The sequence below is a fragment of the Spirillospora sp. CA-108201 genome, assembly GCF_050936235.1.
In the GTDB taxonomy this organism is placed as follows: domain Bacteria; phylum Actinomycetota; class Actinomycetes; order Streptosporangiales; family Streptosporangiaceae; genus Spirillospora.
Window position 1 is genome coordinate 1,600,129 of record NZ_JBNJNE010000001.1, and the last position, 26,088, is coordinate 1,626,216.

25 protein-coding genes are annotated in these 26,088 nt (G+C 75.4%); 15 read left to right on the forward strand and 10 right to left on the reverse strand.

The window, feature by feature from the left end; all coding sequences use genetic code 11:
• Positions 1-14: 14 nt before the first annotated feature.
• Positions 15-875, reverse strand: a complete 861-nt coding sequence (locus ACQEU6_RS07860; RefSeq protein WP_499330126.1) for a sigma-70 family RNA polymerase sigma factor — start codon at positions 873-875, stop codon at positions 15-17.
• 69 nt (positions 876-944) lie between these two features.
• Between ACQEU6_RS07860 and ACQEU6_RS07865 the strand changes: the two genes are divergently transcribed.
• Entirely contained in the window at positions 945-2,087 is a 1,143-nt protein-coding gene (locus tag ACQEU6_RS07865; protein ID WP_499330128.1) for an oxidoreductase, read from the forward strand.
• On the opposite strand, the gene ACQEU6_RS07870 is transcribed toward ACQEU6_RS07865, so the two are convergent.
• The gene (locus ACQEU6_RS07870; protein WP_499330129.1) at positions 2,084-2,458 is read right to left on the reverse strand and encodes a YybH family protein; all 375 of its coding nucleotides are present in this window, start codon (positions 2,456-2,458) and stop codon (positions 2,084-2,086) included. The two genes, ACQEU6_RS07865 and ACQEU6_RS07870, sit on opposite strands and share 4 nt — an antisense overlap.
• Before the next feature lie 364 nt (positions 2,459-2,822).
• On the opposite strand from ACQEU6_RS07870, the gene ACQEU6_RS07875 reads away from it, so the two are divergent.
• From ACQEU6_RS07875 to ACQEU6_RS07890, 4 genes are all read left to right on the forward strand, one after another.
• Positions 2,823-3,146 carry a YciI family protein gene (locus ACQEU6_RS07875; protein ID WP_499330130.1) on the forward strand — a complete coding sequence of 108 codons (324 nt, stop codon included), beginning with the start codon at positions 2,823-2,825 and terminating at the stop codon, positions 3,144-3,146.
• Positions 3,143-4,378 (forward strand): RNA polymerase sigma factor, encoded by a 1,236-nt coding sequence (locus tag ACQEU6_RS07880; RefSeq protein WP_499330131.1) that lies wholly within the window; start codon positions 3,143-3,145, stop codon positions 4,376-4,378. The genes ACQEU6_RS07875 and ACQEU6_RS07880 overlap by 4 nt, the downstream gene beginning before the upstream one ends.
• A 253-nt stretch (positions 4,379-4,631) precedes the next feature.
• Positions 4,632-5,750, forward strand: a complete 1,119-nt coding sequence (locus tag ACQEU6_RS07885) for an MFS transporter (RefSeq protein WP_499330132.1) — start codon at positions 4,632-4,634, stop codon at positions 5,748-5,750.
• A 21-nt stretch (positions 5,751-5,771) separates the two neighbouring features.
• Entirely contained in the window at positions 5,772-6,068 is a 297-nt protein-coding gene (locus ACQEU6_RS07890) for a hypothetical protein (RefSeq protein ID WP_499330134.1), read from the forward strand.
• A 79-nt stretch (positions 6,069-6,147) separates the two neighbouring features.
• Here the strand turns inward: ACQEU6_RS07890 and ACQEU6_RS07895 are convergent, their stop codons facing one another.
• Positions 6,148-7,059, reverse strand: a complete 912-nt coding sequence (locus ACQEU6_RS07895; protein WP_499330135.1) for an SDR family NAD(P)-dependent oxidoreductase — start codon at positions 7,057-7,059, stop codon at positions 6,148-6,150.
• A gap of 91 nt (positions 7,060-7,150) precedes the next feature.
• Here ACQEU6_RS07895 and ACQEU6_RS07900 point away from each other — a divergent pair, with 91 nt between their 5' ends.
• From ACQEU6_RS07900 to ACQEU6_RS07910, 3 genes are read left to right on the forward strand one after another with little or no spacing between them, the layout of a single operon-like run.
• Positions 7,151-7,783 (forward strand): TetR family transcriptional regulator, encoded by a 633-nt coding sequence (locus tag ACQEU6_RS07900; protein ID WP_499330136.1) that lies wholly within the window; start codon positions 7,151-7,153, stop codon positions 7,781-7,783.
• 4 nt (positions 7,784-7,787) lie between these two features.
• Positions 7,788-9,152 carry an APC family permease gene (locus tag ACQEU6_RS07905; RefSeq protein ID WP_499330138.1) on the forward strand — a complete coding sequence of 455 codons (1,365 nt, stop codon included), beginning with the start codon at positions 7,788-7,790 and terminating at the stop codon, positions 9,150-9,152.
• Positions 9,145-9,600, forward strand: coding sequence for an acyl-CoA thioesterase (locus ACQEU6_RS07910; RefSeq protein ID WP_499330139.1), 456 nt, complete (start codon positions 9,145-9,147; stop codon positions 9,598-9,600). Before ACQEU6_RS07905 ends, ACQEU6_RS07910 begins: the two co-directional genes overlap by 8 nt.
• A 151-nt stretch (positions 9,601-9,751) precedes the next feature.
• Here the strand turns inward: ACQEU6_RS07910 and ACQEU6_RS07915 are convergent, their stop codons facing one another.
• The 3 genes from ACQEU6_RS07915 to ACQEU6_RS07925 form a co-directional block, all read right to left on the reverse strand.
• Positions 9,752-10,771 carry an ARPP-1 family domain-containing protein gene (locus ACQEU6_RS07915; protein ID WP_499330140.1) on the reverse strand — a complete coding sequence of 340 codons (1,020 nt, stop codon included), beginning with the start codon at positions 10,769-10,771 and terminating at the stop codon, positions 9,752-9,754.
• An 84-nt stretch (positions 10,772-10,855) separates the two neighbouring features.
• Complete coding sequence (locus ACQEU6_RS07920) at positions 10,856-12,202, reverse strand: hypothetical protein (protein ID WP_499330142.1); 1,347 nt, start codon at positions 12,200-12,202, stop codon at positions 10,856-10,858.
• A 55-nt stretch (positions 12,203-12,257) separates the two neighbouring features.
• Entirely contained in the window at positions 12,258-12,983 is a 726-nt protein-coding gene (locus ACQEU6_RS07925) for a TetR/AcrR family transcriptional regulator (protein ID WP_499330144.1), read from the reverse strand.
• A 95-nt stretch (positions 12,984-13,078) separates the two neighbouring features.
• Here ACQEU6_RS07925 and ACQEU6_RS07930 point away from each other — a divergent pair, with 95 nt between their 5' ends.
• Both ACQEU6_RS07930 and ACQEU6_RS07935 read left to right on the forward strand, forming a co-directional pair.
• Positions 13,079-14,035 (forward strand): ATP-binding cassette domain-containing protein, encoded by a 957-nt coding sequence (locus ACQEU6_RS07930; RefSeq protein ID WP_499330146.1) that lies wholly within the window; start codon positions 13,079-13,081, stop codon positions 14,033-14,035.
• 21 nt (positions 14,036-14,056) lie between these two features.
• Positions 14,057-14,899: an ABC transporter permease gene (locus tag ACQEU6_RS07935; protein ID WP_499330149.1), complete on the forward strand. Its 843-nt coding sequence runs from the start codon at positions 14,057-14,059 to the stop codon at positions 14,897-14,899.
• 10 nt (positions 14,900-14,909) lie between these two features.
• Here the strand turns inward: ACQEU6_RS07935 and ACQEU6_RS07940 are convergent, their stop codons facing one another.
• On the reverse strand, positions 14,910-15,932 hold the full coding sequence (locus tag ACQEU6_RS07940; RefSeq protein WP_499330150.1) for an EamA family transporter: 1,023 nt from the start codon (positions 15,930-15,932) through the stop codon (positions 14,910-14,912).
• Positions 15,933-16,088: 156 nt separating this feature from the next.
• On the opposite strand from ACQEU6_RS07940, the gene ACQEU6_RS07945 reads away from it, so the two are divergent.
• Both ACQEU6_RS07945 and ACQEU6_RS07950 read left to right on the forward strand, forming a co-directional pair.
• Positions 16,089-18,353, forward strand: coding sequence for a hypothetical protein (locus ACQEU6_RS07945; protein WP_499330152.1), 2,265 nt, complete (start codon positions 16,089-16,091; stop codon positions 18,351-18,353).
• Positions 18,354-19,141: 788 nt separating this feature from the next.
• Complete coding sequence (locus ACQEU6_RS07950) at positions 19,142-20,263, forward strand: helix-turn-helix transcriptional regulator (RefSeq protein ID WP_499330153.1); 1,122 nt, start codon at positions 19,142-19,144, stop codon at positions 20,261-20,263.
• 42 nt (positions 20,264-20,305) lie between these two features.
• Here the strand turns inward: ACQEU6_RS07950 and ACQEU6_RS07955 are convergent, their stop codons facing one another.
• Complete coding sequence (locus ACQEU6_RS07955; RefSeq protein ID WP_499330155.1) at positions 20,306-20,830, reverse strand: ATP-binding protein; 525 nt, start codon at positions 20,828-20,830, stop codon at positions 20,306-20,308.
• Positions 20,831-21,374: 544 nt separating this feature from the next.
• Here ACQEU6_RS07955 and ACQEU6_RS07960 point away from each other — a divergent pair.
• Together ACQEU6_RS07960 and ACQEU6_RS07965 are read left to right on the forward strand one after the other, a co-directional pair.
• A complete protein-coding gene (locus tag ACQEU6_RS07960; protein ID WP_499330157.1) occupies positions 21,375-22,283 on the forward strand; it encodes a metalloregulator ArsR/SmtB family transcription factor in 909 nt (302 codons plus the stop codon).
• Positions 22,280-22,879, forward strand: a complete 600-nt coding sequence (locus ACQEU6_RS07965; protein ID WP_499330158.1) for a dihydrofolate reductase family protein — start codon at positions 22,280-22,282, stop codon at positions 22,877-22,879. The genes ACQEU6_RS07960 and ACQEU6_RS07965 overlap by 4 nt, the downstream gene beginning before the upstream one ends.
• A 115-nt stretch (positions 22,880-22,994) precedes the next feature.
• On the opposite strand, the gene ACQEU6_RS07970 is transcribed toward ACQEU6_RS07965, so the two are convergent.
• Positions 22,995-23,195, reverse strand: a complete 201-nt coding sequence (locus ACQEU6_RS07970) for a DUF3040 domain-containing protein (protein ID WP_499330160.1) — start codon at positions 23,193-23,195, stop codon at positions 22,995-22,997.
• A gap of 57 nt (positions 23,196-23,252) precedes the next feature.
• Complete coding sequence (locus ACQEU6_RS07975) at positions 23,253-24,836, reverse strand: glycoside hydrolase family 10-like protein (RefSeq protein ID WP_499330162.1); 1,584 nt, start codon at positions 24,834-24,836, stop codon at positions 23,253-23,255.
• 189 nt (positions 24,837-25,025) lie between these two features.
• Here ACQEU6_RS07975 and ACQEU6_RS07980 point away from each other — a divergent pair, with 189 nt between their 5' ends.
• Positions 25,026-26,042, forward strand: a complete 1,017-nt coding sequence (locus ACQEU6_RS07980) for an Rv2578c family radical SAM protein (protein WP_499340115.1) — start codon at positions 25,026-25,028, stop codon at positions 26,040-26,042.
• Positions 26,043-26,088 lie beyond the last annotated feature (46 nt).

The following is a 26,088-nucleotide window of genomic DNA, read 5'->3' on the forward strand; positions in this document are numbered from 1 at the left end:
CTTGTAGGAATCGGTCAGGGGACGGCGAGGTCGAGGGCGGCGAGGCGGGCGGGGTCGGCGATCATCTCGTAGCCGGTGACGCGGCCGTCGTGGACGGTGACGGCGATGGCGAGCAGGAGGCGGCCGTGCGGGGCGACGACGGCGCCGACCGTCCCGTCGATGAGGGCGGGTGCTGCGTAGCGGGCGCGGCGGCCGAACAGCTGCATCTCGCGGGCGACGGGGCCGGCGCCGCGCAGGACGGCGGGGCGGCCGGGGGCGAGGACGGCGCGGTCGGCGCGGCGGACGACGTCGGGGGCCAGCACGCCGAGGAGGTCGTCGAGGTCGCCGCTGCGGGCGGCGGCGAGGAAAGCCTCGACGACGCGGCGCTGTTCGGCTCTTTCGGGGGCGGGAGGGGCGGCGGCGCCGCGGACGCGGCGGCGGGCGCGGCTGGCGAGTTTCTTGGCGGTGGCGGGGGTGCGTTCGACGATGGGGGCGATCTGGTCGAAGGGGACGGCGAACACGTCGTGCAGGACGAACGCGACGCGTTCGGCGGGTCCGAGGGCGTCCAGGACGACGAGCATGGCGCGGCCGACCGATTCGATGAGGACGGCCTCGGTCTCGGGGTCGCCGTCGTCGGTCTGGACGGGTGAGCGCCATCCGTAGGGTTCCTCGCGCCGGGAGGTGCGGGCGCGGAGCATGTCGAGGCAGACGCGGGCCACGACGGTGCGCAGCCACGCCTCCAGGTCGTCGATTCCGGCGGGGCCGTGGCGGGTGAGCCGCAGCCACGCCTCCTGGACGGCGTCGTCGGTCTCGGCGGGGTTGCCGAGCATCCGGTAGGCCACCGCGCGCAGGTTGGGGCGGTGCGCCTCGAATCTTTCGGCGAGCTGGTCGTGCATCGGTCACCTTTCCGTGCCGCGTTCCGTCTGCTTCGTGGCATCCGAGAGACGGCGACGGCGGGAGGACGGATGAACCGACATGACGAGGGTAGCGAGCCGGGCGGGCAGGCGCTGCTGCGGCCGGTGGCGCTCGGGGACCTGGAGCTGCCCAACCGGGTGGTGATGGCCCCGTTGACGCGGTCGCGCGCGTCCGGTCCCGGTCTGGCGCCGACGGACCTGCACGCCGCCTACTACGGGCAGCGCGCCACGGCCGGGTTGATCGTCGCCGAGGGGGCGTGGGTCGGCGAGGGGGCGGCCGGGTTCCCGGGCGTCCCCGGCGTGTACGGCGAGCGGCAGGTGGAGGGCTGGCGCCGCGTCACCGACGTCGTCCACGCGCTGGGCGGGCGCATCGTGCTCCAGTTGTGGCACGCGGGCGCCCACTCCCATCCCGATCACCGGGGCGGGGCGCGGCCGGCGGGGCCGTCGGCGGTCGACCCGGGCGAGGTGTGCTGGACGGCGTCGGGCCCCAAGGCGACGGTCACGCCCGTGGAGATGACGCGGGCGCAGATCGAGGAGACCGTCGCCGAGTACGGCGCGGCGTCCGCGCGGGCGCGGCGGGCGGGGTTCGACGGTGTGGAGGTCGCCGCGAACGGCACGTTCCTGATCGCGCAGTTCCTCAACCCGCGCCTGAACCGCCGCGCCGACGCCTACGGCGCCGACCGGGGCCGCCTGCTGCTGGAGGTCGTGGACGCGGTGGCGGCGGCGTGGGACGGGCGCCGCGCCGGGGTCCGGCTGTCGCCGTACTGGACGGTGCGCGACACCTCGCCCGAGGCGCGCCGCGCCGGCTACCCCTACACCGCCGACGAGGCGGCGCTCGCCGCCTACGACGCCCTGGTCGCGGAGCTGGGCACCCGTCCCCTGGCCTACCTCCACCTGCGCGGACGAGCGTTGGAGGGACCGGCCGCGGTGCCGGACTCCGACGAGTTCGCCCGCTACCGCAAGCTGTTCGACGGCGCCCTGGTCGCCAATCACGGGTTCGGGCGGGAGTCGGGGAACGCGGTGGTCGAGGCGGGGATCGCCGACGCGGTGTCGTTCGGGCGGCCGTTCATCGCCAACCCCGATCTGGTCGCCCGGTTCGCGCTGGGCCATGCCGTGGCGCGCGGCGACGCGAGCACCCACTACGGCGGCGGCGCGCGCGGCTACGTCGACTATCCGATCTGGTCGGGGTCCTAGGCGCCGGTCGCGGGGGGCGTCACGAACTCGGGCTGGTCCAGGACGCGCAGCCAGCTGCCGTCGGGCTGGCGGCGGACGACCTGCGCGCGGGCGCCCGCGCCGTCCCTGGGCGGGGTGGAGGTGAGGGCGAGGTCGCCGCTGATCAGGGTGGGCAGGGGCTCTTCGGGCGTGAAGCGGGGGCCCGCGGCCAGGACCTTCTCCCACAGTTCGCGGATGGCCTGGCGTCCCACGGTCTGGGAGCCGGGCGGGTAGGCGAGCACCGCGTTCTCCTCGTAGAGGGCGGCGACTCCCGCGGCGTCGCCCGCGTTGGAGCGCTCGACGAACAGGCGGGTGATGTCCTCGGGCCGCATGGCCTTCTCGTATTGCGTCATGGCTTCCCCCAGGTTGTCCGTGCTGTCACCTCCCATCGTGGTCGCCGAGGAGCGAGAAGTCCAAGAGATGCTTCTTCTACCTAGTAGAAGCAATGCTTATGGAGCACGCGGGCGCGCCTGAGGGCGTGTTGGAGCGCGGTCGCCGCCGACCTGCGTCCCGGAAAAGTTCTCGAAGAAATCCGGGTGGGCGGTGTCGGGTCGGGGCGGTGGCGTTCGTGGCAGGGGTGAGGCCGCCCCCGGGGGGGGCGGCGCCGGGGCGGGGAACCGCGATCGTGAAGCCGCAGGTGCGCGGCGGTGGCATCCTGACCCGGTGGCTGCCGGAGAACGGGCCGGTCGACGAGACGACAGAGGAGATGATCTTCAGATGCGGTACCTGGTCTCGGTGATCGACGACAAGGACGATCCCGGCAGCACGGACCGGCAGCCCGCCATCAGCGCGTTCAACGAACGGCTGATGGCCGAGGGCCACTGGGTCTTCGCGGGCGGGCTCGCGGACACCGGCGCGGCCACGGTCGTCGACAACCGGGGCGAGCAGGCGGTGTTCAGCGACGGGCCCTTCGTGGAGTCGAAGGAGTACCTGGCCGGGGTCTGGGTGTGGGAGGCCCCCGATCTGGACGTGGCGCTGAGGCTCGCCGCCGAGGCGTCGAGGGTCTGCGATCGCAAGATCGAGGTGCGGCCGTTCCGGTGAGCGACGCGCAGGAGGCGGTCACCCGGGTCCACCGCGAGGAGTGGGCCCGGGTGGTCGCCTCCCTGACCAGGCGGTTCGGTGATCTCGACATCGCCGAGGAGGCGGCCGCGGAGGCGTTCGCGACCGCCGTGCAGCGGTGGCCGGCCGACGGCGTGCCGCCCAACCCGGGCGCCTGGCTGACCACCACCGCCAACCGCAAGGCCATCGACCGGATCCGGCGCGAGAACAAGCGCGACGACAAGCACAAGGAGGCTCAGATGGTGCACGACGCCGGCCCGCCCGAGCCGGTCGGCGCCATCGACGACGACCGGCTCCGGCTGATCTTCACCTGCTGCCACCCGGCGCTGGCGGCGCAGACCCGCGTGGCGCTGACGCTGCGCATGGTCGGCGGTCTGACCGTGCCCGAGATCGCCCGCGCCTTCCTGGTGGCCGAGACCGCCATGGAGCGGCGGATCACCCGCGCGAAGGCCAAGATCAAGGCGGCCCGCATCCCCTACCGGGTGCCGTCCGCCGAGGATCTCCCGGCACGCGTCACCGGCGTTCTCGCCGTCCTGTTCCTGGTGTTCAACGAGGGCTACCTGGCGACCGGCCCCGGCACCGATCCCCTGCGCCACGACCTGACCGCCGAGGCGATCCGGCTCACCCGCCTGATCCGCGGCCTGCTGCCCGGCGACGGCGAGGCGGCCGGGCTGCTGGCGCTGATGCTGCTCATCGAGGCCCGCCGCGCCGCCCGGGTGTCGGACGGCGGTGAACTGGTCCCGCTGGCCGAGCAGGACCGCGGGGCGTGGGACGCGGCGCTGATCGCCGAGGGGCACCGGCTGGTGCGCGAGCGCCTCGCCGCGGCGGCCGCCGGGACGGCCCCGGGGCGCTACCAGATCCTCGCGGCGATCAACGCCGTGCACACCTCCGCCCGCGACATCCGCGACACCGACTGGTCGCAGATCGTCGCCCTCTACGACCAGCTCGTCCGCCTCGACGCCTCCCCGGTCATCGTCCTCAACCGGGCCGTCGCGGTCGCCGAGCTCGACGGCCCGGAGGTGGCGCTGGCGGACGTCGACCGCCTCGCGGGCGCGCTGGCCGGCTATCACGCCTACCACGCCACCCGCGCCGACCTGCTGCGCCGGCTGCACCGCGGCGGCGAGGCGCGCGCGGCCTACGACAGGGCCATCGAGCTGGCCGGCAACACCGCCGAGACCGCCTACCTCACCCGCCGCCGCGACCAGCTGGGGTAGCGCTCACGGGTCCCGCTCCGCCCGGGCTTCGGATGCCGTCCGGCGCGCACCTGCCCGCCGGGCGGCTCCTGCCGATCAAGCGGCACCCGGCGGCCCCGCCGCTCCGTCAAGTTCGGAGAGAAAGTTCGCGGGGCCGTGTCGGGGCGGGGCGGGGGCGTTCGTAGCAGGGGCGTGAGGCCGCCCACGAGGGGGCCGGCCCCGAAGAGCAGGGAATCGTGATCATGAAAATGGCGACCGTGACGCAGGTGCCGCGATGACCACCATGACGACGACCATGACGGCGACCCGTCCGGCGTCCTCCCGGTCGATGTGGGCGATCCTGGCGCTGGTGCTGCTCGCCGACGCCCTGGACGTGATCGACGCGACGGTGACCAGCATCGCCGCTCCCGCCATCGCCGGGGATCTGCACGGCGGCCAGGGGCTGATCACGTGGCTGGGCACGGCGTACATGCTCGCCATGGGCGTGCTGCTCATGGTCGGCGGCCGGCTGGGCGACAGGTACGGGCAGCGCAGGCTGTTCCTGGTCGGGATGGCCGGCTTCACGGTCGCCTCGGCATCGGCGGGCCTGTCCCCCGACCCGGCGCTGCTGATCGCGGCGCGGGCGGCGCAGGGGGCGTTCGGCGCCCTGCTGATCCCGCAGGGCATGGGGATCATGACGAGGACGTTCTCGCGCGAGATGCTCACCAGGGCGTTCGGCCTGTTCGGCCCGCTGCTGGGGGCGGCCACCGTCGGCGGCCCGATGCTGGCCGGCCTCATCATCAGCGCCGACCTGTTCGGCCTGTCCTGGCGCCCGATCTTCTTGATCAACGTGGTCCTGGGCGTGGTGGGCCTGGCGGTGGCCGTCAGGATCCTGCCCCGCGACGGCGGCGACCGTTCCACGGTCGTCGACGGGCGGGGCTCGGGCCTGCTCGCCGCCGCGATGTCCGGCCTGCTGTACGGCCTGATCGAGGGCTCGGTCAGCGGCTGGACCGCGATCCCGATCGCCTCGGTCGCCGCGGGCCTGGTCTTCTTCGCCGCGTTCGCGCACCGCCAGTCGACCGCCGCCGACCCGCTGCTCAAGCCGTCCCTGCTGCGGAACCGGGGCTTCACCTCCGGCCTGCTCGCCGGGCTCGCCGTCTTCGCCTCCACGATCGGCCTGGTGTACGTGCTGTCGCTGTTCCTGCAAGAGGGCCTGCACGCCTCACCGCGCGGCGCGGCGCTGGCCTTGCTGCCGCTGACCCTGGGCACCATCGGGTCCGCGTTCGCCGCCATGGGCGGCCTTGTCGCCAAGCTCGGCCGCACCCTGGTGTTCATCGGGCTGGCGCTGGTCCTGGCCGGCTGCGGCTGGGTGCTCGCCCTGGTCGTCGCCTCGGGCGCCGGCCTCGGCCCGTAGGCGCTCACGCCGGCGTTCTTCGTGATCGGTCTCGGGCTGGGCTGCTCCTACAGCCCGATCTTCGACATCGCGCTGGGCGGCATCGACCCCGACGAGGCCGGCAGCGCCAGCGGCTCGCTGAGCTCGATCCAGCAGCTCGCCTCCGGGTTGGGTTCGGCGGCGGTCACCTCGGTCTTCTTCGAGACCGCGGGCTCGGGCTTCGACCACGCCGTGAGGATCAGCCTGATCGTCGTCATGGGCCTGGTCGCCCTCAGCGTCCCGCTCGTCGTCCTGATGCCCCGCAGGGCCCCGGCGGCCCCGGAGGAGACCCGGCACTGAGCACCGCCCCCCGCCACCGGCGTGACAGCGTGTCTGATCTGCCGGAAAGGATCGGGGCGGGCCACCGGATGAGACGCCCTCATCCGGTGGCCCGCCCGCGGGACGGCGGGCGGGGTGTGAGGCCGCTGCGCTGTCGGCACCGTTCCCAGACGGCGTCGCAGGCGGCTTCGTCCAGGACGCCGGCGGGCCAGGGGGTGCGTTCGACCTTGGCGTTGACGTAGACGCCGGTGACGCCTTGCATTTCGGCGCTGGAAGCCAGGTAGAGGCTGGATCGGGTGGGCCTGGTCAGATCGTTCAGCAGCCGGGGGCCCAGCAGGCGCAGGAGCGGCGCCAGGGGCCGGTAGGCGTAGGGGAACGCGGCGGCGGTCAGGGCCTGGTTGCCGGGGGTGGAGGCGTGGCCGGGGTAGGCGACGTTGACGGTGACCGCTTCGTCCGCGAGGTGGGCGGCGAAGCGGCGGCTCATCGCCATCAGCGCGGTCTTGGCGTGGTTGTACTGGGAGAACGTCCAGCCGAGGTGGCGCTTTTCGGCTTCCAGGTTGGCGGGGTCGATCGGGCCGCCGGGGATGCCGCCGGTGAGGTTGACGACGCGCGCGGCCGGGGCGGCGCGCAGCAGGGGCAGCAGCAGGCAGGTCAGGGTGTAGGGCGCCAGGACGTTGGCGGCGAACGTGGTCTCGACGCCGTCGCCGGTCAGGGTCCGCGACGCGGTCATGCCGCCGAAGTTGTTGATCAGCACGTCGAGGCGGCCGTGCCGGGCGCCCACCTCGTCGGCGAGGGCGCGCAGGCCCGCCTGCCGGGACAGGTCCGCGGTGAACGCGCTCACCGCGGCGCCGCCGGGTCCGCCGCCGAGTTCGCGGGCGGCGGCTTCGGCGCGGGCGCCGTCGCGTCCCACCAGCAGGACGTGCGCGCCCATCGCCGCGAGTGCCCGCGCGGTCTCCTTGCCGATGCCGCCGGTGCCGCCCGTCACCAGGACGGTCTTGCCGCTCATCGTCATCGTCCGCCTCCCTGCGTCGGCTCCCTCGCCCGCCACGTTATGACACCGAGTGTCATCTACGCTATCCGATGCCACAAAGTATTCTCGATGCGTGGAAAATGGAGATCGGTCGGGACTGCGGGCGCGGACCAGGCGGGCGGTGCGGGCCGAGTTGGCCGGGCTGGCGCTGGGGTTGTTCATCGAGCGCGGTTACGAGGAGACGACGGTCGACGACATCGCGGCGGCGGCGGGGCTGTCCAAGCGCAGCTTCTTCCGCTACTTCCCGTCCAAGGAGGACGTGGTGTTCGGCGACGTCGAGGACCTGGCCGGGCAGGTCGCCGACGCCGTCGGGGCCCGGCCGGAGGGCGAGGCGCCGTGGGCGGTGCTGCACGCCGTCCTCGGCGAGTGGGAGGAGCGGATCCACTCCGCGCAGCCGGATCCGGCGGTGCTGCGGCTGATCGAGTCGACTCCGGCGCTGCGCGCACGGCTCCACCAGAAGCGCGACGGGATGCGGCAGCTGGTCACGGCCGCGCTGCGGGAACGCCCCGGCGCCGAGCTCGACGCGTTCACGGCCGACCTCCTCACGGCCTGCGCCGCGGCGGCCCTGGACGCCGCGGCGCGCGAATGGCTCCGCACCGACGGCGCGATCGACCGGAGCGAACTGATCGACCGCGCGTTCGCCGCTCTGGCCCCCGGGCCCCGACCCGGGGCCGTCGCGCCGCGGCCGCGCCCCACCCGGGTTTGATGGAATGGCCGGGCGGGGGTGGGCGATGGTGTCGCGGCGCTGGAACCGGAGCGGGCCCGGTGCGGGCGGGCCGCCCGCGGGGGGTGACCGGCTGGCGCGTCGGCTGGGCACCGGGGACGCGGTGCTGATCGGGCTCGGGTCGATGGTCGGGGCGGGGGTGTTCGCCGTGTTCGGGCCCGCGGCGCGGGCGGCGGGCACGGGCCTTCTGGTGGGGCTGGTGGTCGCGGCGGCGGTCGCGTACTGCAACGCGGTCGCCTCGGCGCAGTTGGCGGCGGTGTATCCGTCGTCCGGCGGCACCTACGTGTACGGCCGCGAGCGGCTGGGCCGGTGGTGGGGGTTCGCGGCGGGGTGGGGTTTCGTGGTGGGCAAGACGGCCTCGTGCGCCGCGATGGCGCTCACGTTCGCCTCCTACGCGGTGCCGGGGCCGGGGTGGGTCCGCCGTGTGGTCGCGGCGGCGGCCGTGGTGGCGCTGGCGTCGTTGAACTACCGGGGCGTGACCAGGACGGCGCTGCTCACGCGGGTGCTGGTGGTCGCCGCCCTGGCGTCGCTGGCCGTGGTGGTGGCGGGGATCGCGGCGGGCGGGCAGGCGGGCGCGGAGCGTCTGGGCGGGTGGGAGGCGGTGGGCGAGGGCGGCGCCTACGGCGTCCTGCAGGCCGCGGGACTGCTGTTCTTCGCGTTCGCCGGCTATGCCCGCGTCGCGACGATGGGCGAGGAGGTGCGGGACCCGGCGCGCACGATCCCCCGGGCGATCCAGGCGGCGCTGTTCATCGCGGTGGCGGTGTACCTGGTGGTGGGGGCGGCGGCGCTGCTGGCGGCGGGTCCGCGGGTGCTGGCGGAGGCGGCCGCGCCGCTGGCGGCCGCGGTGGAGGCGGCGGGGGCCGGGGCGCTGGCGCCGGTGGTGCGGGCGGGCGCGGCGCTGGCGTCGCTGGGCGCGCTGCTGGCTCTGATCGCGGGGATCGGCCGCACGGCGCTGGCGATGGCGCGGCACCGCGACCTGCCGGGGTGGCTGGCGGCCGTGCATCCGCGGCACCGGGTTCCGCACCACGCCGAGGTCGCCGTGGCGGTCGTGGTGTGCGCCCTGGTGTTGGCGGCGGACCTGCGCGGGGTGATCGGGTTCTCCTCGTTCGGCGTGCTGGTGTACTACGCGGTCGCCAACGTGTGCGCGTTCACCCAGCCGGCGGCCGATCGCCGCTGGCCGCGGGCGCTGAACGTGCTCGGCGCCGCGGGGTGCGTGGTGCTGGTGGCGGCGTTGCCGTGGACGTCGGTGCTGGCGGGGTCGGTGATGTTCGCCGTGGGGCTGGGCGGCCGGTGGCTGGTGCTGCGGCGGCGGGGCCCACACGGCAGCGTGCACAATGCCGGGTATGAGTGAGGTCTTCACGCATCGGTTGCGGGTCAGGTACAGCGAGTGCGATCAGCAGGGCGTGGTGTTCAACGGCCACTACCTGTTCTTCTACGACGTGGCGTTGACGGAGATGTGGCGGGCGCTGTTCGGCGACTACGCGCAGATGGTGGAGCAGGGCTACGACCTGGTGGTGGCCGAGGCGCGGATCCGTTTCCGGGAGGGCGCGCGGTTCGACGAGATGCTGGAGGTGTCGATGCCGGTGGCGCATCTGGGGACGACCAGCGTGATCGTGCGGCCGGTGTTCCGGGTGGGAGGGCGCCTCATCGCCGACGGGGAGGTGCGGCACGTGTTCATCGACCCGGCGGCCAAGTCCAAGAAGGAGATGCCGCCGCAGGTGAGGTCGGTTCTGGAGCCCTACCTGGACGGAGTGGCGGGACAGGCGGCCGGCGCGCCGTCAGGTTCACAATCGCTTTGACGATGTCTCGAGCATCGCGCGTTTTCCCAGATGTGGAATCAGGGTTTCGGCCTGACGTGCCCGGCACAGTTCCCGCGGTTCTGATTCAACCGGGCGCCGCGCCCCGGGGGCAACCCCTTATTTCTCGGGGATGCCGCCCGGGGGCGGGGTGTCAGCGGGCGAACAGGGACGCGTAGACGGTGCGGTCGCCGTCGGTGACGATCTGCCCGGCCAGGTGGGGGGCGGTGACGGTGGACAGCCGCAGGTCCAGGTAGCGCTCCTCCTCGTGGAGTTCGACGGGGCCGGTGGGGGCGTCGGCGAGCCAGCCGCCGATCTCGGTGAGGCGGGCGGAGCGGTCGCGGTCCAGGGCGGCGCGCAGCCCGGCGAGCCCGGCCGCGGGAAACGGCGTCCCCTCGTCCGGGGCCCCCTCGTGCCGCTCGTGCCGTGTCCCGTCGTAGGGGGCGGCGTCCGGGCCGGGCGGTGCGGGTTCGGCGTGCCAGGCGGCGACGCCGTAGGCGAAGCAGACCAGCGCGGTCCACATCTCGGCGAAGTAGCGGGGGTCGGGTGCGATCTCCAGGCCGGCGAAGCGGCCGGAGACGAAGAACAGGGCGCCGAGCTGGCCGGGCTGCGGTTCCAGGCGGGACTGGAACTGGGTCAGGACGGCCCGTTTGCGGGACAGGATCTGCTCCAGGTGGCCGCGGCGGGGCAGGCCGTGGCGGGCGTTGAGGGCGGTGATGTCGTCCCACAGCTTGCTGTAGCCGGTGACGCCGCGCAGGTCCAGGGCGCGGGCGCGCAGTTCCAGCGGCAGGACGAAGAACCACTGGTCGCGTTCGCTGAGGTAGCCGCCCTGGCTCTCCTGGACGCAGCAGGCGTCGTCGAAGCGCAGGGTCTGCCCGGCGGCCAGGAACGCCGAGCGGCACAGGGCGTGGTTCTGGGCGCGGTCCTGGATGTAGCCGATGTGCAGGGGGACGATGGCGACGCCGGAGTCGGCGCTGTTGGCGAGTTCGACCTGCCCGTAGCCGACGACGCGGCTCAGTTTGAGTCCGGTGCGGGGCGGCGCGAAGCCGGGGAGGGCGGGCCCGGAGATCGGGACCATGGTGAGCGCGCCGGCCTGCTGGGGGGTGCCCAGGCGGTGCCCGGCGAGGCTGAGGGGTCCGGGGACGAGGGTGTCGAGCGCCGTCATCCGGGTCATGCGGTGCTCCCTTCGGGTGGTGGGGGCGTGCGTCGGGTGGGCGTGCGTCGGGTGGTGTGGGCCGTTCGGGGTGCGGGGGCCGGTTCAGGCGGCGACGCGGGCGGTGAGGGCGTCGGCCTGCCGGTCGAGGGCGTCGAGGCGGTCGTGCAGGGCGGCGCGCAGCCAGGGCTTGCCGGCGTCGCAGTGCCCGAACATCCAGGGCAGCAGTTCGGCGAAGTCGTCCTGGTGCCAGAAGCCGCGCTGCGGCAGGGACGGGGCGGGGCGGCGGAGCGTCAGGTCGTCGCCGCCGGTGAACAGGGCGTGGCAGAAGACCACGGGGGTGGTGACGCCGGCGTCCGGCAGGCTCGCCACGACCCGGGCCAGGTCGCCGGGGAAGACGTTCTCGTAGCCGTCGGAGACGACGGCGACCAGGTCGGGGTCGGCGCCCAGGGCGTCCAGGACGCCGGTGGCCAGGTCGGTGGCGCCGCGGGGGGCGCGCTCGTCGCCGCCGGTCTCGATGACCTCCAGCCGGTCGCACACCTGTGACAGCACCATGCGCAGCGCGGCGGTCTGGGACAGCGCGGCCCATTCGCGGTCGCCGTAGCCGCGCATGGACGCCGAGGCGTCCAGGACCAGGGCGAGGGTTCCGGTGAAGCGGGGGAACGCCGCGGCGGCGGCGCCGACGTAGCGGCCGAGGGCGGCGTAGAGGTCTTCGGCGGGCCCGCCCCGGTACAGGTGGACGAGGGTGGCGGCGATGTCGCCGCGGTTGGTGGCGGTGACGGTGGCGGGCCGTTCGCGGACGGTGTCGACGGGCAGCGGCGGCTCCCCCGCGGCGGCGGGGCCGCGTGCGGTGTTCGCGGTGGCGGCGTCGCCCGCGCCGTAGAGGGCCCGGACGCGGGCGGGCGCGGCGGCGGGGTCGGTGAGGAAGCGCAGCAGGCGCCGCTGGAGGTAGTCCGAGGCGGTGTCGCCGCCGGCGATGCGCGCGGCGCAGCCGCGGGCGGTGGCGGTGCCGAGGGCGTGCTCGAAGCAGTCGCGCAGGGCGGGGCGGCGCGCGGCGATGAGCGCGTCGGCGTCGGGGTGCTCCAGGACGAACCGCAGCGCGGTGCGGGTGGTGTGCTTGTGGTTGGCGCGCAGCCGCCGCAGCGCGAGCAGGACGGTGATGACGTGGGCGGGCGGCAGGCCCAGGGTCAGGACGCGGGCGACGCGGGCCTGCACGGTGCGGGCGCGGTCGTCCAGGCCGGCCTGGGACGCGGCGAGGATCTGCAGGAGCACGCGGGCGCGCTGCCAGGGCCGCGCGCCGGGGGTCAGGCCGAGCAGGGCGTAGCCCTCGGGGTCGCCGGCGTGGGCGGCGCGGTGCAGGTCCGCGTCGTCCCAGCGCAGGCAGGCGCCCCGGGGCAGGCTCAGGGCGGTGTCGTGGTGGTGCAGGTGGGCGAAAAGCGTGGGGGTGTCCATGGTTGTTGGCCTCCGCAACCATGGAGTCTAGGAATGATCTGCGGTGGGCCGACACTCAATTTTCGGTGGCCGTGCCTCCGGCGGCGGGGTCGGCCGCGGTGCCGGCCGCGCCGGCGGCGGGTGCGGCGGCGTAGCCGCCGAGGCCGTGTTCGAGCAGGTCGAAGGCGCGGGCGGCGGTGGCGTAGACGTCTTCGGCCATCTCCTGCAGGGTCTCCCCCGCGGCCTTGCGGTCGGCGATCTGCTCGACGAGCGTGTTCTGCACGGCGAAGATCATGGCGGCGGCGGCGCGGGGGGCGATGTCGTCGGGGCCGGCGCCGGTGGCCTCGGCGAGCAGGTCGGCGAGGCGGTCCTGGGCCTGGCGGCCGATCTCGCGCTGGCGGGCCATGAGGGCGGGGCTGGCGCGGACGGTGCGGGTCCACACCTCCGACCCCTCGTGGAAGGCGGTCTGGTAGGAGCGGGCGTCCAGGCCCTCGAAGAAGCGGCGGCGGAACAGCGCCACGGCGCCCTCGCCGGGGCGGCGGTCGCGGAAGTCGCGCCCGGCGGCCTCGATGATCTCGTCCTGCCGGTCGAAGAACAGGTCTTCCTTGGTCCTGAAGTAGTTGAAGACGGTGTTGACCGACACGTCGGCGGTGCGGGCGACGTCGGCGATGGTGACCTCGTCGAACCCGCGGGTCATGAACAGGCCGGTGGCGATGTCGGCGAGGCGGCGCCGCGTCTCGCGCTTCTTGCGTTCCCGCAGTCCCAGTTCCGGTTCGACGTCGGGGACGTGCTCCTCACCCATGCACGGAAATATACCTTCCCTGGTGTCACTGAAAAGTTGGGGTGACTGCAATTTTGGGGTTACGCTAGCGGCCGTCGCTCTCAAGGAGGTTGAACGTGATCGAGGCTCGCGGGCTCGCCCGCACCTTCACCGGCGGGCACGGGGCGGTCGAGGCCGTCCGAGGCGTGGACCTGTCGGTCGCGCCCGGCGAGGTGGTCGGGTTCCTCGGCCCCAACGGGGCCGGCAAGACCACGACGCTGCGGATGCTGACGACGCTGCTGGCGCCGACCGCGGGGACCGCGACCGTCGCGGGCCGCGACCTGCGCGCCGACCCGGCGGGCGTGCGGCGCCGCATCGGCTACGTCGCGCAGGGCGGCGGCACCGATCCGGGCGTCCCGGTCGCCGAGGAGCTGGACCTGCAGGCCCGCCTCTACGGGGTGCGCGACCGGTCCGCGCGGATCGCGGAGCTGTGCGCGCAGCTGGACCTGGAGGGCCTGGGGCGGCGGCCGGCCGGGGCGCTGTCGGGCGGGCAGCGCCGCCGCCTGGACGTCGCGCTCGGGCTGGTGCACCGGCCGGCGCTGCTGTTCCTGGACGAGCCGACCGCGGGCCTGGACCCGCAGAGCCGCGGCAACCTGTGGGACCACATCCGCGCCATGCGCGACCGGGACGGCGCGACGGTGTTCCTGACCACGCACTACCTGGACGAGGCCGACGCGCTGTGCGACCGGCTGCTGATCATCGACCGGGGCCGCATCGTGGCCGAGGGCACGCCGGCCGAGCTCAAGCGCCGCGTCGCCGGGGACGTCGTCACGGTGGAGCTGGCGGAGGCCGCGGGCGTCGAGGGCGTCGAGGGCGCCCGCGCGGCGCTGGCGGCGCACCCGGCCGTCCGGGAGGCGGCCGTGTCCGGCGGGACGATGCGGCTGACCGTCGAGGACGGCGAGACCGCGCTGATGTCCCTGATCCGCGCGCTGGACGTCGCGGGGGTGGAACTGGCGTCGCTGAACCTGGCCCGTCCCACGCTGGACGACGTGTTCTTCACCGTCACCGGCCGCTCGCTGCGCGACGCGGCCTAGAGAATTCGAGGAGTCTCCCCCATGTCTCTTGAACAGACCGCCGTGCAGACCGCCGCGGGGAGCGCCGCGAACGCCCCGGGGTCCGGGCGGGTCGCCGCGCTCGGGCGGGTCGCGTCCGACACCCGCCTGGTCTTCCTGCGGTACATGCGGCAGACGCTGCGCAGCAAGGTCGCGGTGGTGTTCGGCGCGGTACAGCCGCTGCTGTACCTGGTGCTGTTCGGGCCGCTGCTGTCGGACCTGGTCGACGTGCGCGGGTTCGGCGCGGGCAGCGCCTGGCAGGTGTTCGTGCCCGGGGTGCTGGTCCAGCTGGCGCTGTTCGGCGCCGGGTTCGCGGGGTTCGGGCTGATCGCGGACCTGCGGTCGGGGGTGGTGGACCGGCTGCGGGTCACTCCGGCCAGCCGGACCGCGCTGCTGCTCGGGCGGGTCCTGCGCGACACGGTCGTGGTCGCGTTCCAGGGCGCGGTGGTGGTGGCGGCCGGGCTGGCGCTGGGGCTGCGGGCCCCGGTGGCCGGGATCGCCGTCGGGCTGGCGCTGGCGGTGGCGCTGGCGGTGAGCGTGGCGTCGCTGTCCTACGTGGTGGCGCTGCGCGCGCGCAGCGAGGACGCGTTCGCGCCGGTCCTGACGTCGGTGACGCTGCCGCTGATGCTGCTGTCGGGGATCCTGCTGCCGATGAGCCTGGCGCCGGGGTGGCTGGACGCGGTGTCGCGGTTCACGCCGTTCCGGTACCTGGTGGACGCCGCGCGGGCGGCGTTCCTGGGCGAGTACGCGACGGCGACGGTCGCGGAGGGGACGCTGGTGGCGGTCGCGCTGCTGGCGGCGTCGGTGGCGCTGGGCGCGCGCCGGTTCCAGCGCGAGAACGCCTGACCCGGCCGGGTCACCGGCGCACGGCGGCGGTGCGGGGCGGCGGGCCCGTCCCGCCGTCCTGCCCGCCGGCGGGCGCCGGGAGGTCCGCGGGAGCGGCGTGGTTCAGGATCTCGGGGTGGGCGGCGGTGGCGCGCTGGGCGATGTAGGCGCCCGCCAGCACGATCGCGCCGCCGATCATCTGCGCGGCGGTGAGGCGCTCCCCGAGGGCGGCCCAGGCGATGAGGGCGGCGGCGACCGCCTCGGTGTAACAGATGGCGCCGCCGACCTGCGCCGACAGCCGCTGCAGCCCGGCGACTCCGGCCAGGTAGGCCAGGACGGTGCTGACCAGCCCGATCCAGGCGACCAGCGCCCAGCCGGGCGCGGCGTGCCCGGCGACGGGCACCGGGTCGGGCAGCACCTGCCAGGGCAGCGCCCACGGCGCGGCCAGCGCGGTGAGGGCGAGGGCGGCGACGACGCTGCCGGCGGAGGTGATGACGACGGGGTCGACCTTCCCGGTCAGGCGGTCGACGATGAGGAAGTAGCTGGCCTGGCAGGCGGCGGCGCCGAGCCCGGCGGCCAGGCCGACCGGGTCGAGCGACAGGCCCGTCCACACCTGGACGACCAGGGCGAGGCCGGCCATGGCGGTCGCGACGCCGACGGCGGCGGTGCGGTGCACGGGGACGCGGCGCACCAGCCGCAGCCACGCCAGCACGATGACCGGGCCGCTGAACTCCAGCAGGATCGCCACGCCGACGGGCAGGCGGGAGGCGGCGACGAAGTAGAAGGCCTGGCAGCCGGCGACGCCGGTCAGGCCGTACAGGGCCAGGGCGGGCAGGTGGGGGCGCAGGCCCCGGACGGCGGCCCGGCCGCGCAGCAGGAACGGCAGCGGCGCCAGGACCAGCGCGGCGACGGTGATGCGCAGCCACACCGCCTGGAGGGGGCTGAGCCCGGCCTCGATGAGGGCCTTGCCGAACGGCCCGGACGCGCCGAAGCACACCGAGGACAGCACGGCCAGGGTCAGGCCCCAGGCGCGGGTCCGTGCGGCGCCGTCCATCCTCACCCCCCGGGTTCGCGTGGTGTGCCGCCGTGCCCGCTCCCGGCGGGCTAATGAGCATCCTCCTATAACACTCCTTACACGTCGATGGCGGGATACCAGCCCGTAATCCAGGCGATGCCGGACGTGACGCCTGCTGCTACTACTATTCGCCGGATGAGCTGGCAGGCGGCCGGGGCGGGGCCCGGCGGAACCGGAGGGGGCCCGAGCGGCGACCTGTTCGCCTCGGTCGAGGGCAACGTGCGCGAACTGGTGGCCTCACCGTGGTGGCAGGGCGCCCAACCGGCCGACCGGGCGGCGCAGATCGCCGCGCGGATGCTGTGGGGCGCCGGCGAGTGGTGGCTGTACGGCGCGTGGGGGCGCTGGTACCGGTGCGGGCTGGACGGCACCTGGCACCCCTGCCCGCCCCCCGCGCAGTTCGAGGACCGCCGCGTCGCGGTCCCCGCGCCCCAGGGCGCCGGGACGCCTCCCGTCCCGCCGCAGCTGTTCCCCACCGGCCCGGACCTGTCGGCCGGGCGCGTGGCGCCGCTGGGGTTCCTCGGGCCCGTCCCCGACACCGCCGTCGTCGCCCGCATCTCCCAGGCCCTGACCACCGCGCTGGCGGTCAACCCGCAGCAGTTCGCCCAGCGCGACCCGATGTTCCAGCCGGGCACGCCCAGCACCGTCGCCGCCGCCTGGGGCGCGCTGCTGTGGTGCGCGGGATCGCCGGTGGTGCTGACCGAGCACCCGCTGATCGAGTCGTTCATCCCGTTCCTGACCACCTCGGCCGAGCACCTGCACTGGATGATGCCGCCGGACTTCGCCACCCTGGCCGGCTACTACGTCCACCGGCTCGGCGCCGGCGACGGCGGCGGCGCCGCGCACATCGCCCGCGTCATGTACGAGGTCGCGGCCGGGCTCCAGGCCGACCCGCGGTTCCGTCCCGGCGCCGACGCGCTGGCCGCGGTGACGGCGGCGTCGCTGCGGATGGTCAACCAGGACATGGCCACCGTCCGGTACGGGCCCGAGGCGATCCTGCAGGAGTGGCGGCGCCGCTGCCCCGCCGAGTTCGCCACCCCGATGGTCCGCGACACCGCGCCCGGGGAGTACCTGCGCCTGGCCCTGTACGACCTGCAGGAGATCGTGGCGGGGCTGACCGGGCCGCGCCCGGCGGCGGCGGGACGCAGCCACGACGAGGTCCGCCGCGCCGGGATCGCGGTGCTGGCCGCCGACCTGCAGGCCGCGCCGGGCGCGCTGCCGGCGCTGCGGCAGTGGCTGGACGCCGACAACGCCCGCACGCTGCAGGCGGTGCTGAGCGACCCGGCCAACCCGCTGCGGGCGCTGTGGCCGCGCGACGGGCGGCTCCCCGACGCGCTGCGCACCGACGACTCCGACGCCCTGGCCGCGCTGCTGGCCACCAGCTACACCCTCGGGCTGACGTGGTGCCGGCTGGCGCAGGTGCCGCCGCCGGCGACGGGCTTCGCGGTGCCGCAGGCGGTCGCGGCGGAGCTGACGTCCCCGGCGATGCACACCCCGCCCTCCACCGACGAGCTGTCGGCGTGGGACATCATCAAGGCCGCCCGCGCCCACATGGCCGCCGAGCGCGCCTCATCCGGCGCCGACCTGCCGGTCGCGCCGGTTCCCGAGCCGGCGCAGGAGGCGCCGGGCCCGCCGCCCGCGGTGGCGCCCGCCCCTCCGCCGGCCGCCCCGCCGGTCCCCGCGCCGGTCCCCGCGCCCGAGCCGCCCGCCCGATCGCCGCTGGAACCGCCCTTCCAGTACGCGCCCCCTCCCCCGCCCGGGACGCCGCCCTCGCCCTCGCCGGCGTCGCCGCCGGAGCCGAACGCCCACCACGAGCAGGCGCCCGATCAGCCCCACGGCGGGCCGCCCTACGGCGAGCAGAGCCGCCCCGAGCCCGCCGCGCCGCCGCCGGCGCCCTCGCCGGACCCGTTCGGCTCGGACATGCCGCCGCCGCGGATCGCGCCTCCCCCGCCTCCCCCGCCTCCCCTGCCGGTCCCCGCGCCCGAGCCCCCCGCCCCGTCCCAGGCGCAGGCGGGCGAGCCGTCGCCGGAGCCGGTGTGGCCGTCGGAGCCGCACGAGACGCAGCTGGACACCGACGCGTTCCGCACCCAGCTGGATCCGGGCCCGGCGTGGCCCGGCGCGGACGCGACGCAGGCCCCCGCGCGGCCGTCCCCCGTCCCGCCGCCCGCGCCGCACGCGGATCTGCCGCCGCCCCGGCGCCGGTGCCCGAGCCGCCGCCCCCGCTGCGGCCCGCGCCCGTGGGCGAGCAGGCCCCGCAGGTCGCCGAGGCCTACGGGATCCGGTTCCTGTGCGGCGCCGACGACATCGAGCGGGTCGTCACCGAGGTGCGGCGGCGCGGCAAGTGGGCGCGCCGGCTGCGCGGGCAGGAGGTGTCGAGCGCGTCGTCGCCGGCGCTGCTGCTGATCGGCGCGCCCTCCAGCGGGCAGCGGCGGCTGGCGCGGATGGTGGCCCGGGCGCTGGCGGAGGTGGAGGCCTCCAGCGGCGAGGTCCACGCCGTCCACGCCGAGGACCTGCGCGAGCACGGCCCCGACGGGCTGCGCGCGATGCTGGAGGAGCACGCGGGCCACGTCCTGCTGCTGGACGGCCTGGACGGGCTGATCCTGGACGAGTCGCAGGGCCCGGCCTACGCCTCGATGCTGTACCGGGCGCGGCTGGAGGGCGTGAACGACACGGCGCTGCTCGGCACGTGCGAGCCGGACCGGGTCGGGGAGCTGTCGGCGGCGTCGCCGGAGCTGGTGACCGACCTGCGGGCGGTGCGGCTGCCGGACCTGTCGGGGACGCCGGCGCGCGCGGAGCTGGTGCGGCTGCTGGCCGAGGAGCGCAGCCTGCGGCTCGGGTCGGACGCGTGGGCGGTGGTGAACCGCGAGGTGGGTTCGCTGCGCCCGCGGGGCCGGCTGACCGGGGCGCGGCTCGTGGAGGCCTACCTGGACCGCGCCGCGACGCGGCATCTGGGCAGCGCGGAGGCCACGCAGGCGATCGGCAGCGCGCTGTCGCTGACGGCGGCCGACTTCCAGGGCCTGGCGGTGGAGCTGTCGGGCCGCTGACCCCGCGCCGGGCCGCCGCTCGGGGGGCGGCCCGGCGGCCGCGGGCCTGTCGCGCGGGCCGCCGCAGGGCCCGAAACCCCGCGCCGGTAAGGGTTTTAAGCCCCTGCGGGAGGGTGATTCGCGGGCGGGCGGGGTCACGATGGGTGCGTGGACCGCGTGGATCGGCTGCTGGTGCTCGTCGCGGAGCTGCGGGCGGCCTCGCCCGAGCCGCTGGACCCGGCGGTGCTGTCGGCGCGGCTGGGGGTCAGCGAGCGGACCGTCCGCCGCGACCTGGAGCTGCTGACGCACGGCGGGCTGCCGGTGGAGGCGCGCAAGGGCCGCGGGTACGCGCTGCCCGCCCCCGCCGCGCGCGAGCCGCTGAGCGAGGTGGGGTCGCTGATGGGGCCGGTGCACGACGCGCTCGCCGAGGCCGTCCGCGGCCGCCGGGTGGTGCGGCTGGCCTACACCGATCAGGCGGGGGCGCGCAGCTTCCGCGACGTGGAGGCGCACGGCCTGGTCGTGGCCCCCTACGGGGAGTACCTGGTGGGGTGGTGCCGCATGCGCGACGGACCGCGGATGTTCCGCCTCGACCGGATCGGCGCGGCGGTGCTGTCGGGGCGGGGCGCGCAGGTGCGGGAGCTGGACGACCTGCTGGCGGCGCTGCGGGTGCCGCTGCCGCGCCCGGAGTACGGGGCGGGCCGGCGGGGCCCGGCGGGCGCCGCGCGGGCGCGGGCGTGGACGCTGGACCGGCTGGGGTCCGTGCGGGCGCGGCTGCGGGATGCGGCCGCGGAGGTCCGGAGCGGCGGCGACGGCGCGGCGGCGCTGCGGGGGGTGCTGGGGCATCTGGCGGAGTGGACGCGGTGGCAGGCGGCCGCGATCCGGTCGGCGGCGACGGGCGAGGAGCCGGTGCTGGAGGGCCGCCCTCCGGCGTTCCCGCCGGCGTTCGGGCGGGACCTGCCCTACGACGCGCGGGAGCGGATGATCCAGGACGCGATGGCGCTGCGGTCGCTGGGCGATCTGGCGCGGGACCTGCAGCAGGTGCTGGAGGCGGTGGCGCACTGGGCCGCCGACTGCGACGACGCGCTGTGGGAGGCCGAGTCGCCCGACCCGCGCCCCTACGGGCCGCCGGGGCCGCCGCGCCCGCTGGCGGACCTGCTGGCGGGGTGGCGCGGCCCGCTCGCCCACGTCGAGTGGCATCTGGACCGGCTCACCGACGAGCCGCCGCTGCCGCCGGGGGGCGGCGGCGAGGAGGACGTGTGGGTGGTGGACCGCTGCCCCCTGCAGGCCTGACCTCTGCCCGGCGCGCCGGGCCGGGGGTCAGCGGGCCCAAGGTCAGCGGGCAGGTGCGCCGGGGGCGAGGGCGGGGGTGTCCAGGGGGTCGAGGTCGCGGGTGAACCAGATGGTCTTGCCGGGCGGCGCGGGCCGGGCGCCGAACTCGGTGGCCAGGGAGGCGACCAGGAGGAGGCCGCGTCCGGCCTCGGACCAGTCCAGGACGGGGGGCGGCCCGGCGGGCGCTCCGGGCGCGCGGGGGTCGGCGTCGCCGACCTCGCCGACGAGGCGGACCCCGGCCCGGGCGGCCTCCAGGCGCAGGGCCAGGTGGACGGGCCCGGCGCCGTGCACGACGGCGTTGGTGACCAGTTCGTCCACGATGAGGACGACGTCGTGGACGTCGTCGGGGCCGGTGACGCGCCATCGGCGCAGCGACCGGCGGGTGAGCGCGCGGGCCTGTGCCGCGGCGCGGGTGTCGGCGGCCAGGTCCCAGGCCGCGGCCCAGGCCGCGGCCTGCGCGCCGCCGTCGTCGCTGCCGGTGGATCCGCCGCCCGCTGGCCTGGTGGTCCCCGTCCCCGTGGTGCGCACTGCCGCGTCTCCTCATCTGTGCGGGTCTGGCCGCCGGTTCGTGTGGGTCGGGTGCGGGGCCCCCGCGCGGTGACCGTCCGGGTCTCCTCGCATTCCCCCGCATCGACTCATATTCGTGGACGCTTCTCCCGGCGGGGTGGTGCACGGCCGCAGGCAACCCTCACCGCGGGGTGAGGTGAACTTCACGTGCGGGGTGGCGGTGGAGGAGGCATCGGCGCGGAGCCGCTAGAGTGGGGGGCGTCGGTGTGGCATGTGTCCCCCGGGCTCTAATTGATGCCTTCGGGGAATACCGCCGGTCCCATGCGGTCCGGGCTGGAGCTTCGTTGTGCCTTTCGCCGTGAGGCGACCACCACACCGGCTTGAACGCCAAGGCCCCGGCGGGTTCATCTCGCCGGGGTCTTGGCGTTCGCGCGTCCTGGGGGTCGTCGTCCCGGCGCGTCCGGCCTGCCCCCTCCCCTGATCTCCTGCCGCGTGCGGCGCCGGGCGCCGTACCGTCCAAAGTATTCCTTGACACGAATATTCGTTCTGCAGAATACTTCTTGGCATGGAGGAACTCCTCAGCGCACTGGCCGATCCGGCCCGGTGGCGGCTCGTGGCCCTGCTGGCCGAGCGGCCCCGCCCGGTCGGCGTCCTGGCGCGGCTGGCCCGCGCGCGCCAGCCGCAGACGACCAAGCACCTGCAGACGCTGGAGCGCGCCGGCGTCGTCACCTCCCAGCGCGCCGGCCAGCGCCGCGTCTACGCGCTGCGGCCCGGTCCCCTGCGGGACCTGGCGGCGGTGCTCGGCCGCCTCGCCGACGACGCCGAGCGGCCCGGCGGCGCGCGCGAGTCCTTCGAGCGCTACGGGGAGAGCCTGGGCGCCGAGCGGCTCGCCGCACGGGAGGCGGGGTGGGCCGACGGCCGCACGTTCGCCTTCGCCCGGTCGCTGCCGCGCGGCCCCGAGCTGGTCTGGCGCCACCTCACCGAGCCGTCGCTGCTGGCGGACTGGTGGGCGCCGGACGACCTGCGGGTGTCCGCGCTCGTCTTCGAGGCGCGGCCGGGCGGCAGGGTCGTCCTGGAGTACCGGGACGCCGAGGACGCCGAGGACGCCGGCGGGGCGGACGCGGTCGCCGGGCGCGCCGAGGGCGTCGTCGACGAGGCGCTCCCGGGCGAGCGCCTGCGCTACCGGTCCTCCCCGGTGCTTCCGGGCGGGGAGCCGGCCTTCACCGCCCACGTCGACCTTGCTCTGCGCTCCGACGGCGGCGGCACCGGCCTGGACGCCCGGATCCGGATCACCGGCAGCACGGTCGAGTCCGCGGACTTCGTCGCGGGCATCGAGATCGGCTTCGGGCAGAGCCTGGACAAGCTCGCCGCGGTCCTCGCCGCGGCGCCCTCGAACGACACCGAAGACCACGACACCGAAGACCACGACACCGAACGCGACGATGACGCCGATGACATAAGGAGCACGACGTGAACGCCACCACCGACCGCAAGGTGACCGCGAACCTGGCCCTCACCCTCGACGGCCGCTACCGCGGCCCCGGCGGCCCCAGCGATTTCGGCATGTTCGTTCCGTATGTGACCAGCGAGGCCGCCCGGGACCACCTGACCCGCATCCACCAGGGCGCCACGACGGCGCTGCTCGGGAGGGTCAACGCCGAGGGGTTCATGGGGTTCTGGCCGACGGTCGCCGGCAACGCCGACGCTGATCCGCGCGACCGCGGATACGCCAAGTGGCTGGTCGACACCGAGAAGGTGGTGCTGTCCACCACCTTGGCCGAGGCGCCGTGGGAACGCACCCGCGTGGTGAACGCGCCCGCCGCCGACGTCGTCGCGGGGCTGCGGTCCGAGGGCGGCGGCGACATCCTGGTCAACAGCAGCCCCAGCGTCATCAGGCCGCTGCTGGCCGCCGACCTCGTCGACCGGCTGTACCTGCTGGTCATTCCGCAGATCGCCGGGGGCGGGGGGCGGCTGTTCGACGACGGCCTGCCGGCCACCGGGTGGGCGCTCGCCCGCCAGGAGACCGGGGAGCTGGGCGAGCTGGCGCTGGTCTACGACCGCGTCCGCTGACCCGGCCGGGCGCGGGTGACCGGGGTGACCGGGGGGCGGCTCGAGCGCGCTCCCCGGTCACCCCGCTGCGTGAGAGGCCTCCGTGCCCGGCCGGCGGGGTGCGGGCGGGCTGCTGTCAGAGGATCGCGGCGGCGATTCCGGCGCCGACCGCGGCCAGGACGATGACGACCGCGACCGCGGCGAGGATGATCGTGCGGGCGCGGCGGCGGCGGGGGGTGCCGAGGCGGGCGAGGCGCTGGGCCAGCCGCGGGTCGTCCTCTCTCAGGCGGATCTCGATCTGGCCGAGGATCCGCTGCTCCTCCATCGACAGCGCCATGCTTCATACCTCCGGGGGGTGGTCAGGTGTGAGATTCCTCCCCACGGAGCATGATCATTATCCCTCGGGGGCGGTGGCCGTTGCGCCGCGGCCGGGACGGCTCTCGTGGTGGAGGCGGTCCAGGGCGGTGACGGTGTAGGTGTAGGAGCGGCCGGGCTTGGCCGTGGGGTCGATGATGCCGCCGCCGCGGACGTCGGCGATGAGGCGGCGGGGGTCGACGGGCGCGCAGCCGGGCTTGGCGCCCTCGACGCGGTAGACGGCGTAGGAGGCGGCGCCCTGCGAGGCGCGCCAGGTGACCTTCACGCCCTTGGCGCCCTTGCCGGTGGCGGGGGCGGGGGCGGCGGCGGTGCCCTGGACGGGCGGTGGCGCCTGCCCGCCGCGCCGGGCGGGGACGGGCGGGACGGCGGGGCGCTGGTAGTGGTCGTCGCGGAGGCGGGCGGCGAAGCCGCGCCGGTTGGCGGCGATGTCGGAGGCGCTGAAGAACACGTCGCCGGCGATCTGCGGGTACTTGGCGTTCAGGGTGAGGTGGCGCGACAGTTCGGCGGGTTTGCGCCAGGCGGCGTCCTCGCCGACGCGGTAGGCGGCCTGCCCGATGGTCAGCTGGACGCCGGTGCCCTTGACCTGCCGGGCCCACCAGGGGGCGAGTTCGGCGTAGTCGGCGCGGGCGTCGCCGATGGGCCAGTACAGCTGGGGGGTGACGTAGTCGAGCCATCCCTGCCGGATCCATTTGCGGGTGTCGGCGTAGATGTCGTCGTAGCTCTGCAGGGCGGCGGTGGCCGACCCGTCGGGGTCGCTGCTCTTGTTGCGCCACACGCCGAAGGGGCTGATGCCGAACCGGACCCAGGGTTTGGCGGCGTGGATGCGGCCCGACAGCGACTCCACGAGGGTGTCGACGTTGCGGCGGCGCCAGTCGGCGCGTTTCATTCCCTTGCCGTAGGTCTTGAAGGCGGCGCCGTCGGGGAATTCGCCGTCCTCGGGGTAGGGGTAGAAGTAGTCGTCGAAGTGGACGGCGTCGATGTCGTACTTGGTGACGACGTCCATGACGGCCTTGGTGGCCAGGTCGCGGACCTGCGGCAGGCCCGGGTCGTACCACAGGCCCTTGCCGTACTTGCGGACCCAGTCGGGGTGCTGCCGGGCGGGGCTCTTGGGCGACAGCTTCTTCAGGTCGTCCTGGCGGGACACGCGGTAGGGGTTGAACCAGGCGTGGAACTCCAGGTTGCGGGCGTGGGCCTCCTTGAGCATGAACGCCAGGACGTCGTATCCGGGGTCCTTGCCCTGGGTGCCGGTGAGCCACTGCGACCACGGCTCGTACGGGGAGTCGTAGAACGCGTCGGAGTTGGGGCGGATCTGGACGAACACCGCGTTCATGTTCATCGCGGCGGCGGTGTCGAGCAGGCGGGTGAACTGCCTGCGCTGGTCGCCGGCGGAGGCGCGGGGGTCCCGGGGCCAGTCGGTGTTGCCGACGCTGGTGATCCACATGCCGCGCAGCTGGCGCCCCTTGGCGCCGTCGGGGGCGGGGACGCCGGGGCACTCGGCCTTGGCGCCCGGCGGGTCCTCGCGCCCGGTCGTGCCGCCGAAGGCGGTGATGCCGCAGGCGGCGAGCGCGCCCGTCGACGCTCCCGCCGCCAACGCCGCCGCCACTTGCCGGGTCCTGGATCGCCATGCCATAGCGGCCCATTGTTACGCACGCGCCGGGGTGCCACGCACGAAACGCCGACGCCCGTGTGATCCCTCACTGTCCTGTTTCGCCTGATCCAGGCGTTGCGATCTTCGAACACGCGTTCCATACTGGCCGGACGAATCGTCGCTCACATGTTCGAGGAGGTGGGGGTGCGCTGGGATCATCTCCGGCTGGACGGGGGCGAGGGCCCCGCGCAGCCGCTGGTCGAGCGCGGCGCGGTGGCGCGCACGTTCGACACTCCGGAGTTCCGCGGCATGACCTTCTACGAGGTGCGCGCCCGGACGGTCGTCAACAAGGTCCCCGAGTCCTCCAGCGTCCCGTTCCGCTGGACGGTCAACCCCTATCGGGGCTGCACCCATGCCTGCAATTACTGTTTCGCCCGGAAAAGTCACGAGTATCTGGATTTGGATGCGGGGGCGGACTTCGACTCGCGGATCGTGGTGAAGGTGAACGCCGCCGAGCGGGTCCGGGCGGAGCTGGCGGCGCCGCGGTGGCGGGGCGAGCACATCGCGATGGGCACCAACGTCGACTGCTACCAGCGGGCCGAGGGCCGCTACCGGCTGATGCCGGGGATCATCACGGCGCTGGCGGAGGCGGCCAACCCGTTCTCGATCCTGACCAAGGGCTCGCTGATCCTGCGCGACCTGCCGCTGCTGCGGGAGGCGGCGTCCCGCGCGCGGGTGAGCACGGCGGTGTCGGTGGGGTCGCTCGACCGCGACCTCGGGCGGGCGGTGGAGCCGGGCGCGCCGCCGCCGCGGCGGCGGCTGGAGGTGTGCGCGGCGCTGAACGAGGCGGGCGTGGGCTGCGGGGTGCTGATGGGCCCGGTCCTGCCCTACCTGTCGGACTCCCCCGCCCAGCTGGAGGCGGCGGTCCGGCAGATCGCCGAGGCGGGCGCGACGTCGGTGTCGGCGATCACGCTGCACCTGCGGCCCGGGGCGCGCGAGTGGTTCCTGTCCTGGCTGCGCGAGCACCACCCCGAGCTCGTCGTGCCGTACGCGCGCCTGTACCGCGGCGGCGCCTACGCGCCCCGCGAGTACCAGGAGCGGATCGCGGGGCGGGTCCGCGACCTGGCGGCCGAGTACGGGGTGGGCGGCCGCGCGACGCACCGCCCCGCGCCCGCCCCTCCCGCGCCGCCGCCCGGCCCGCAGCAGCTCGCCCTGATGTGACCGCTTGTCCGCGGTCGCCGACGGGGACATGTGGTGGCCGACGGGG

What these genes read in the sequence shown, in the direction of transcription:
- ACQEU6_RS07860 (WP_499330126.1), bottom strand. Translation starts at nt 875, where the DNA reads ATGCACGACCAGCTCGCCGAAAGATTCGAGGCGCACCGCCCCAACCTG.
- ACQEU6_RS07865 (WP_499330128.1), top strand. Translation starts at nt 945, where the DNA reads ATGAACCGACATGACGAGGGTAGCGAGCCGGGCGGGCAGGCGCTGCTG.
- ACQEU6_RS07870 (WP_499330129.1), bottom strand. Translation starts at nt 2,458, where the DNA reads ATGACGCAATACGAGAAGGCCATGCGGCCCGAGGACATCACCCGCCTG.
- ACQEU6_RS07875 (WP_499330130.1), top strand. Translation starts at nt 2,823, where the DNA reads ATGCGGTACCTGGTCTCGGTGATCGACGACAAGGACGATCCCGGCAGC.
- ACQEU6_RS07885 (WP_499330132.1), top strand. Translation starts at nt 4,632, where the DNA reads ATGACCACCATGACGACGACCATGACGGCGACCCGTCCGGCGTCCTCC.
- ACQEU6_RS07895 (WP_499330135.1), bottom strand. Translation starts at nt 7,059, where the DNA reads ATGACGATGAGCGGCAAGACCGTCCTGGTGACGGGCGGCACCGGCGGC.
- ACQEU6_RS07905 (WP_499330138.1), top strand. Translation starts at nt 7,788, where the DNA reads ATGGCCGGGCGGGGGTGGGCGATGGTGTCGCGGCGCTGGAACCGGAGC.
- ACQEU6_RS07910 (WP_499330139.1), top strand. Translation starts at nt 9,145, where the DNA reads ATGAGTGAGGTCTTCACGCATCGGTTGCGGGTCAGGTACAGCGAGTGC.
- ACQEU6_RS07915 (WP_499330140.1), bottom strand. Translation starts at nt 10,771, where the DNA reads ATGACCCGGATGACGGCGCTCGACACCCTCGTCCCCGGACCCCTCAGC.
- ACQEU6_RS07920 (WP_499330142.1), bottom strand. Translation starts at nt 12,202, where the DNA reads ATGGACACCCCCACGCTTTTCGCCCACCTGCACCACCACGACACCGCC.
- ACQEU6_RS07925 (WP_499330144.1), bottom strand. Translation starts at nt 12,983, where the DNA reads ATGGGTGAGGAGCACGTCCCCGACGTCGAACCGGAACTGGGACTGCGG.
- ACQEU6_RS07935 (WP_499330149.1), top strand. Translation starts at nt 14,057, where the DNA reads ATGTCTCTTGAACAGACCGCCGTGCAGACCGCCGCGGGGAGCGCCGCG.
- ACQEU6_RS07940 (WP_499330150.1), bottom strand. Translation starts at nt 15,932, where the DNA reads ATGGACGGCGCCGCACGGACCCGCGCCTGGGGCCTGACCCTGGCCGTG.
- ACQEU6_RS07945 (WP_499330152.1), top strand. Translation starts at nt 16,089, where the DNA reads ATGAGCTGGCAGGCGGCCGGGGCGGGGCCCGGCGGAACCGGAGGGGGC.
- ACQEU6_RS07960 (WP_499330157.1), top strand. Translation starts at nt 21,375, where the DNA reads ATGGAGGAACTCCTCAGCGCACTGGCCGATCCGGCCCGGTGGCGGCTC.
- ACQEU6_RS07970 (WP_499330160.1), bottom strand. Translation starts at nt 23,195, where the DNA reads ATGGCGCTGTCGATGGAGGAGCAGCGGATCCTCGGCCAGATCGAGATC.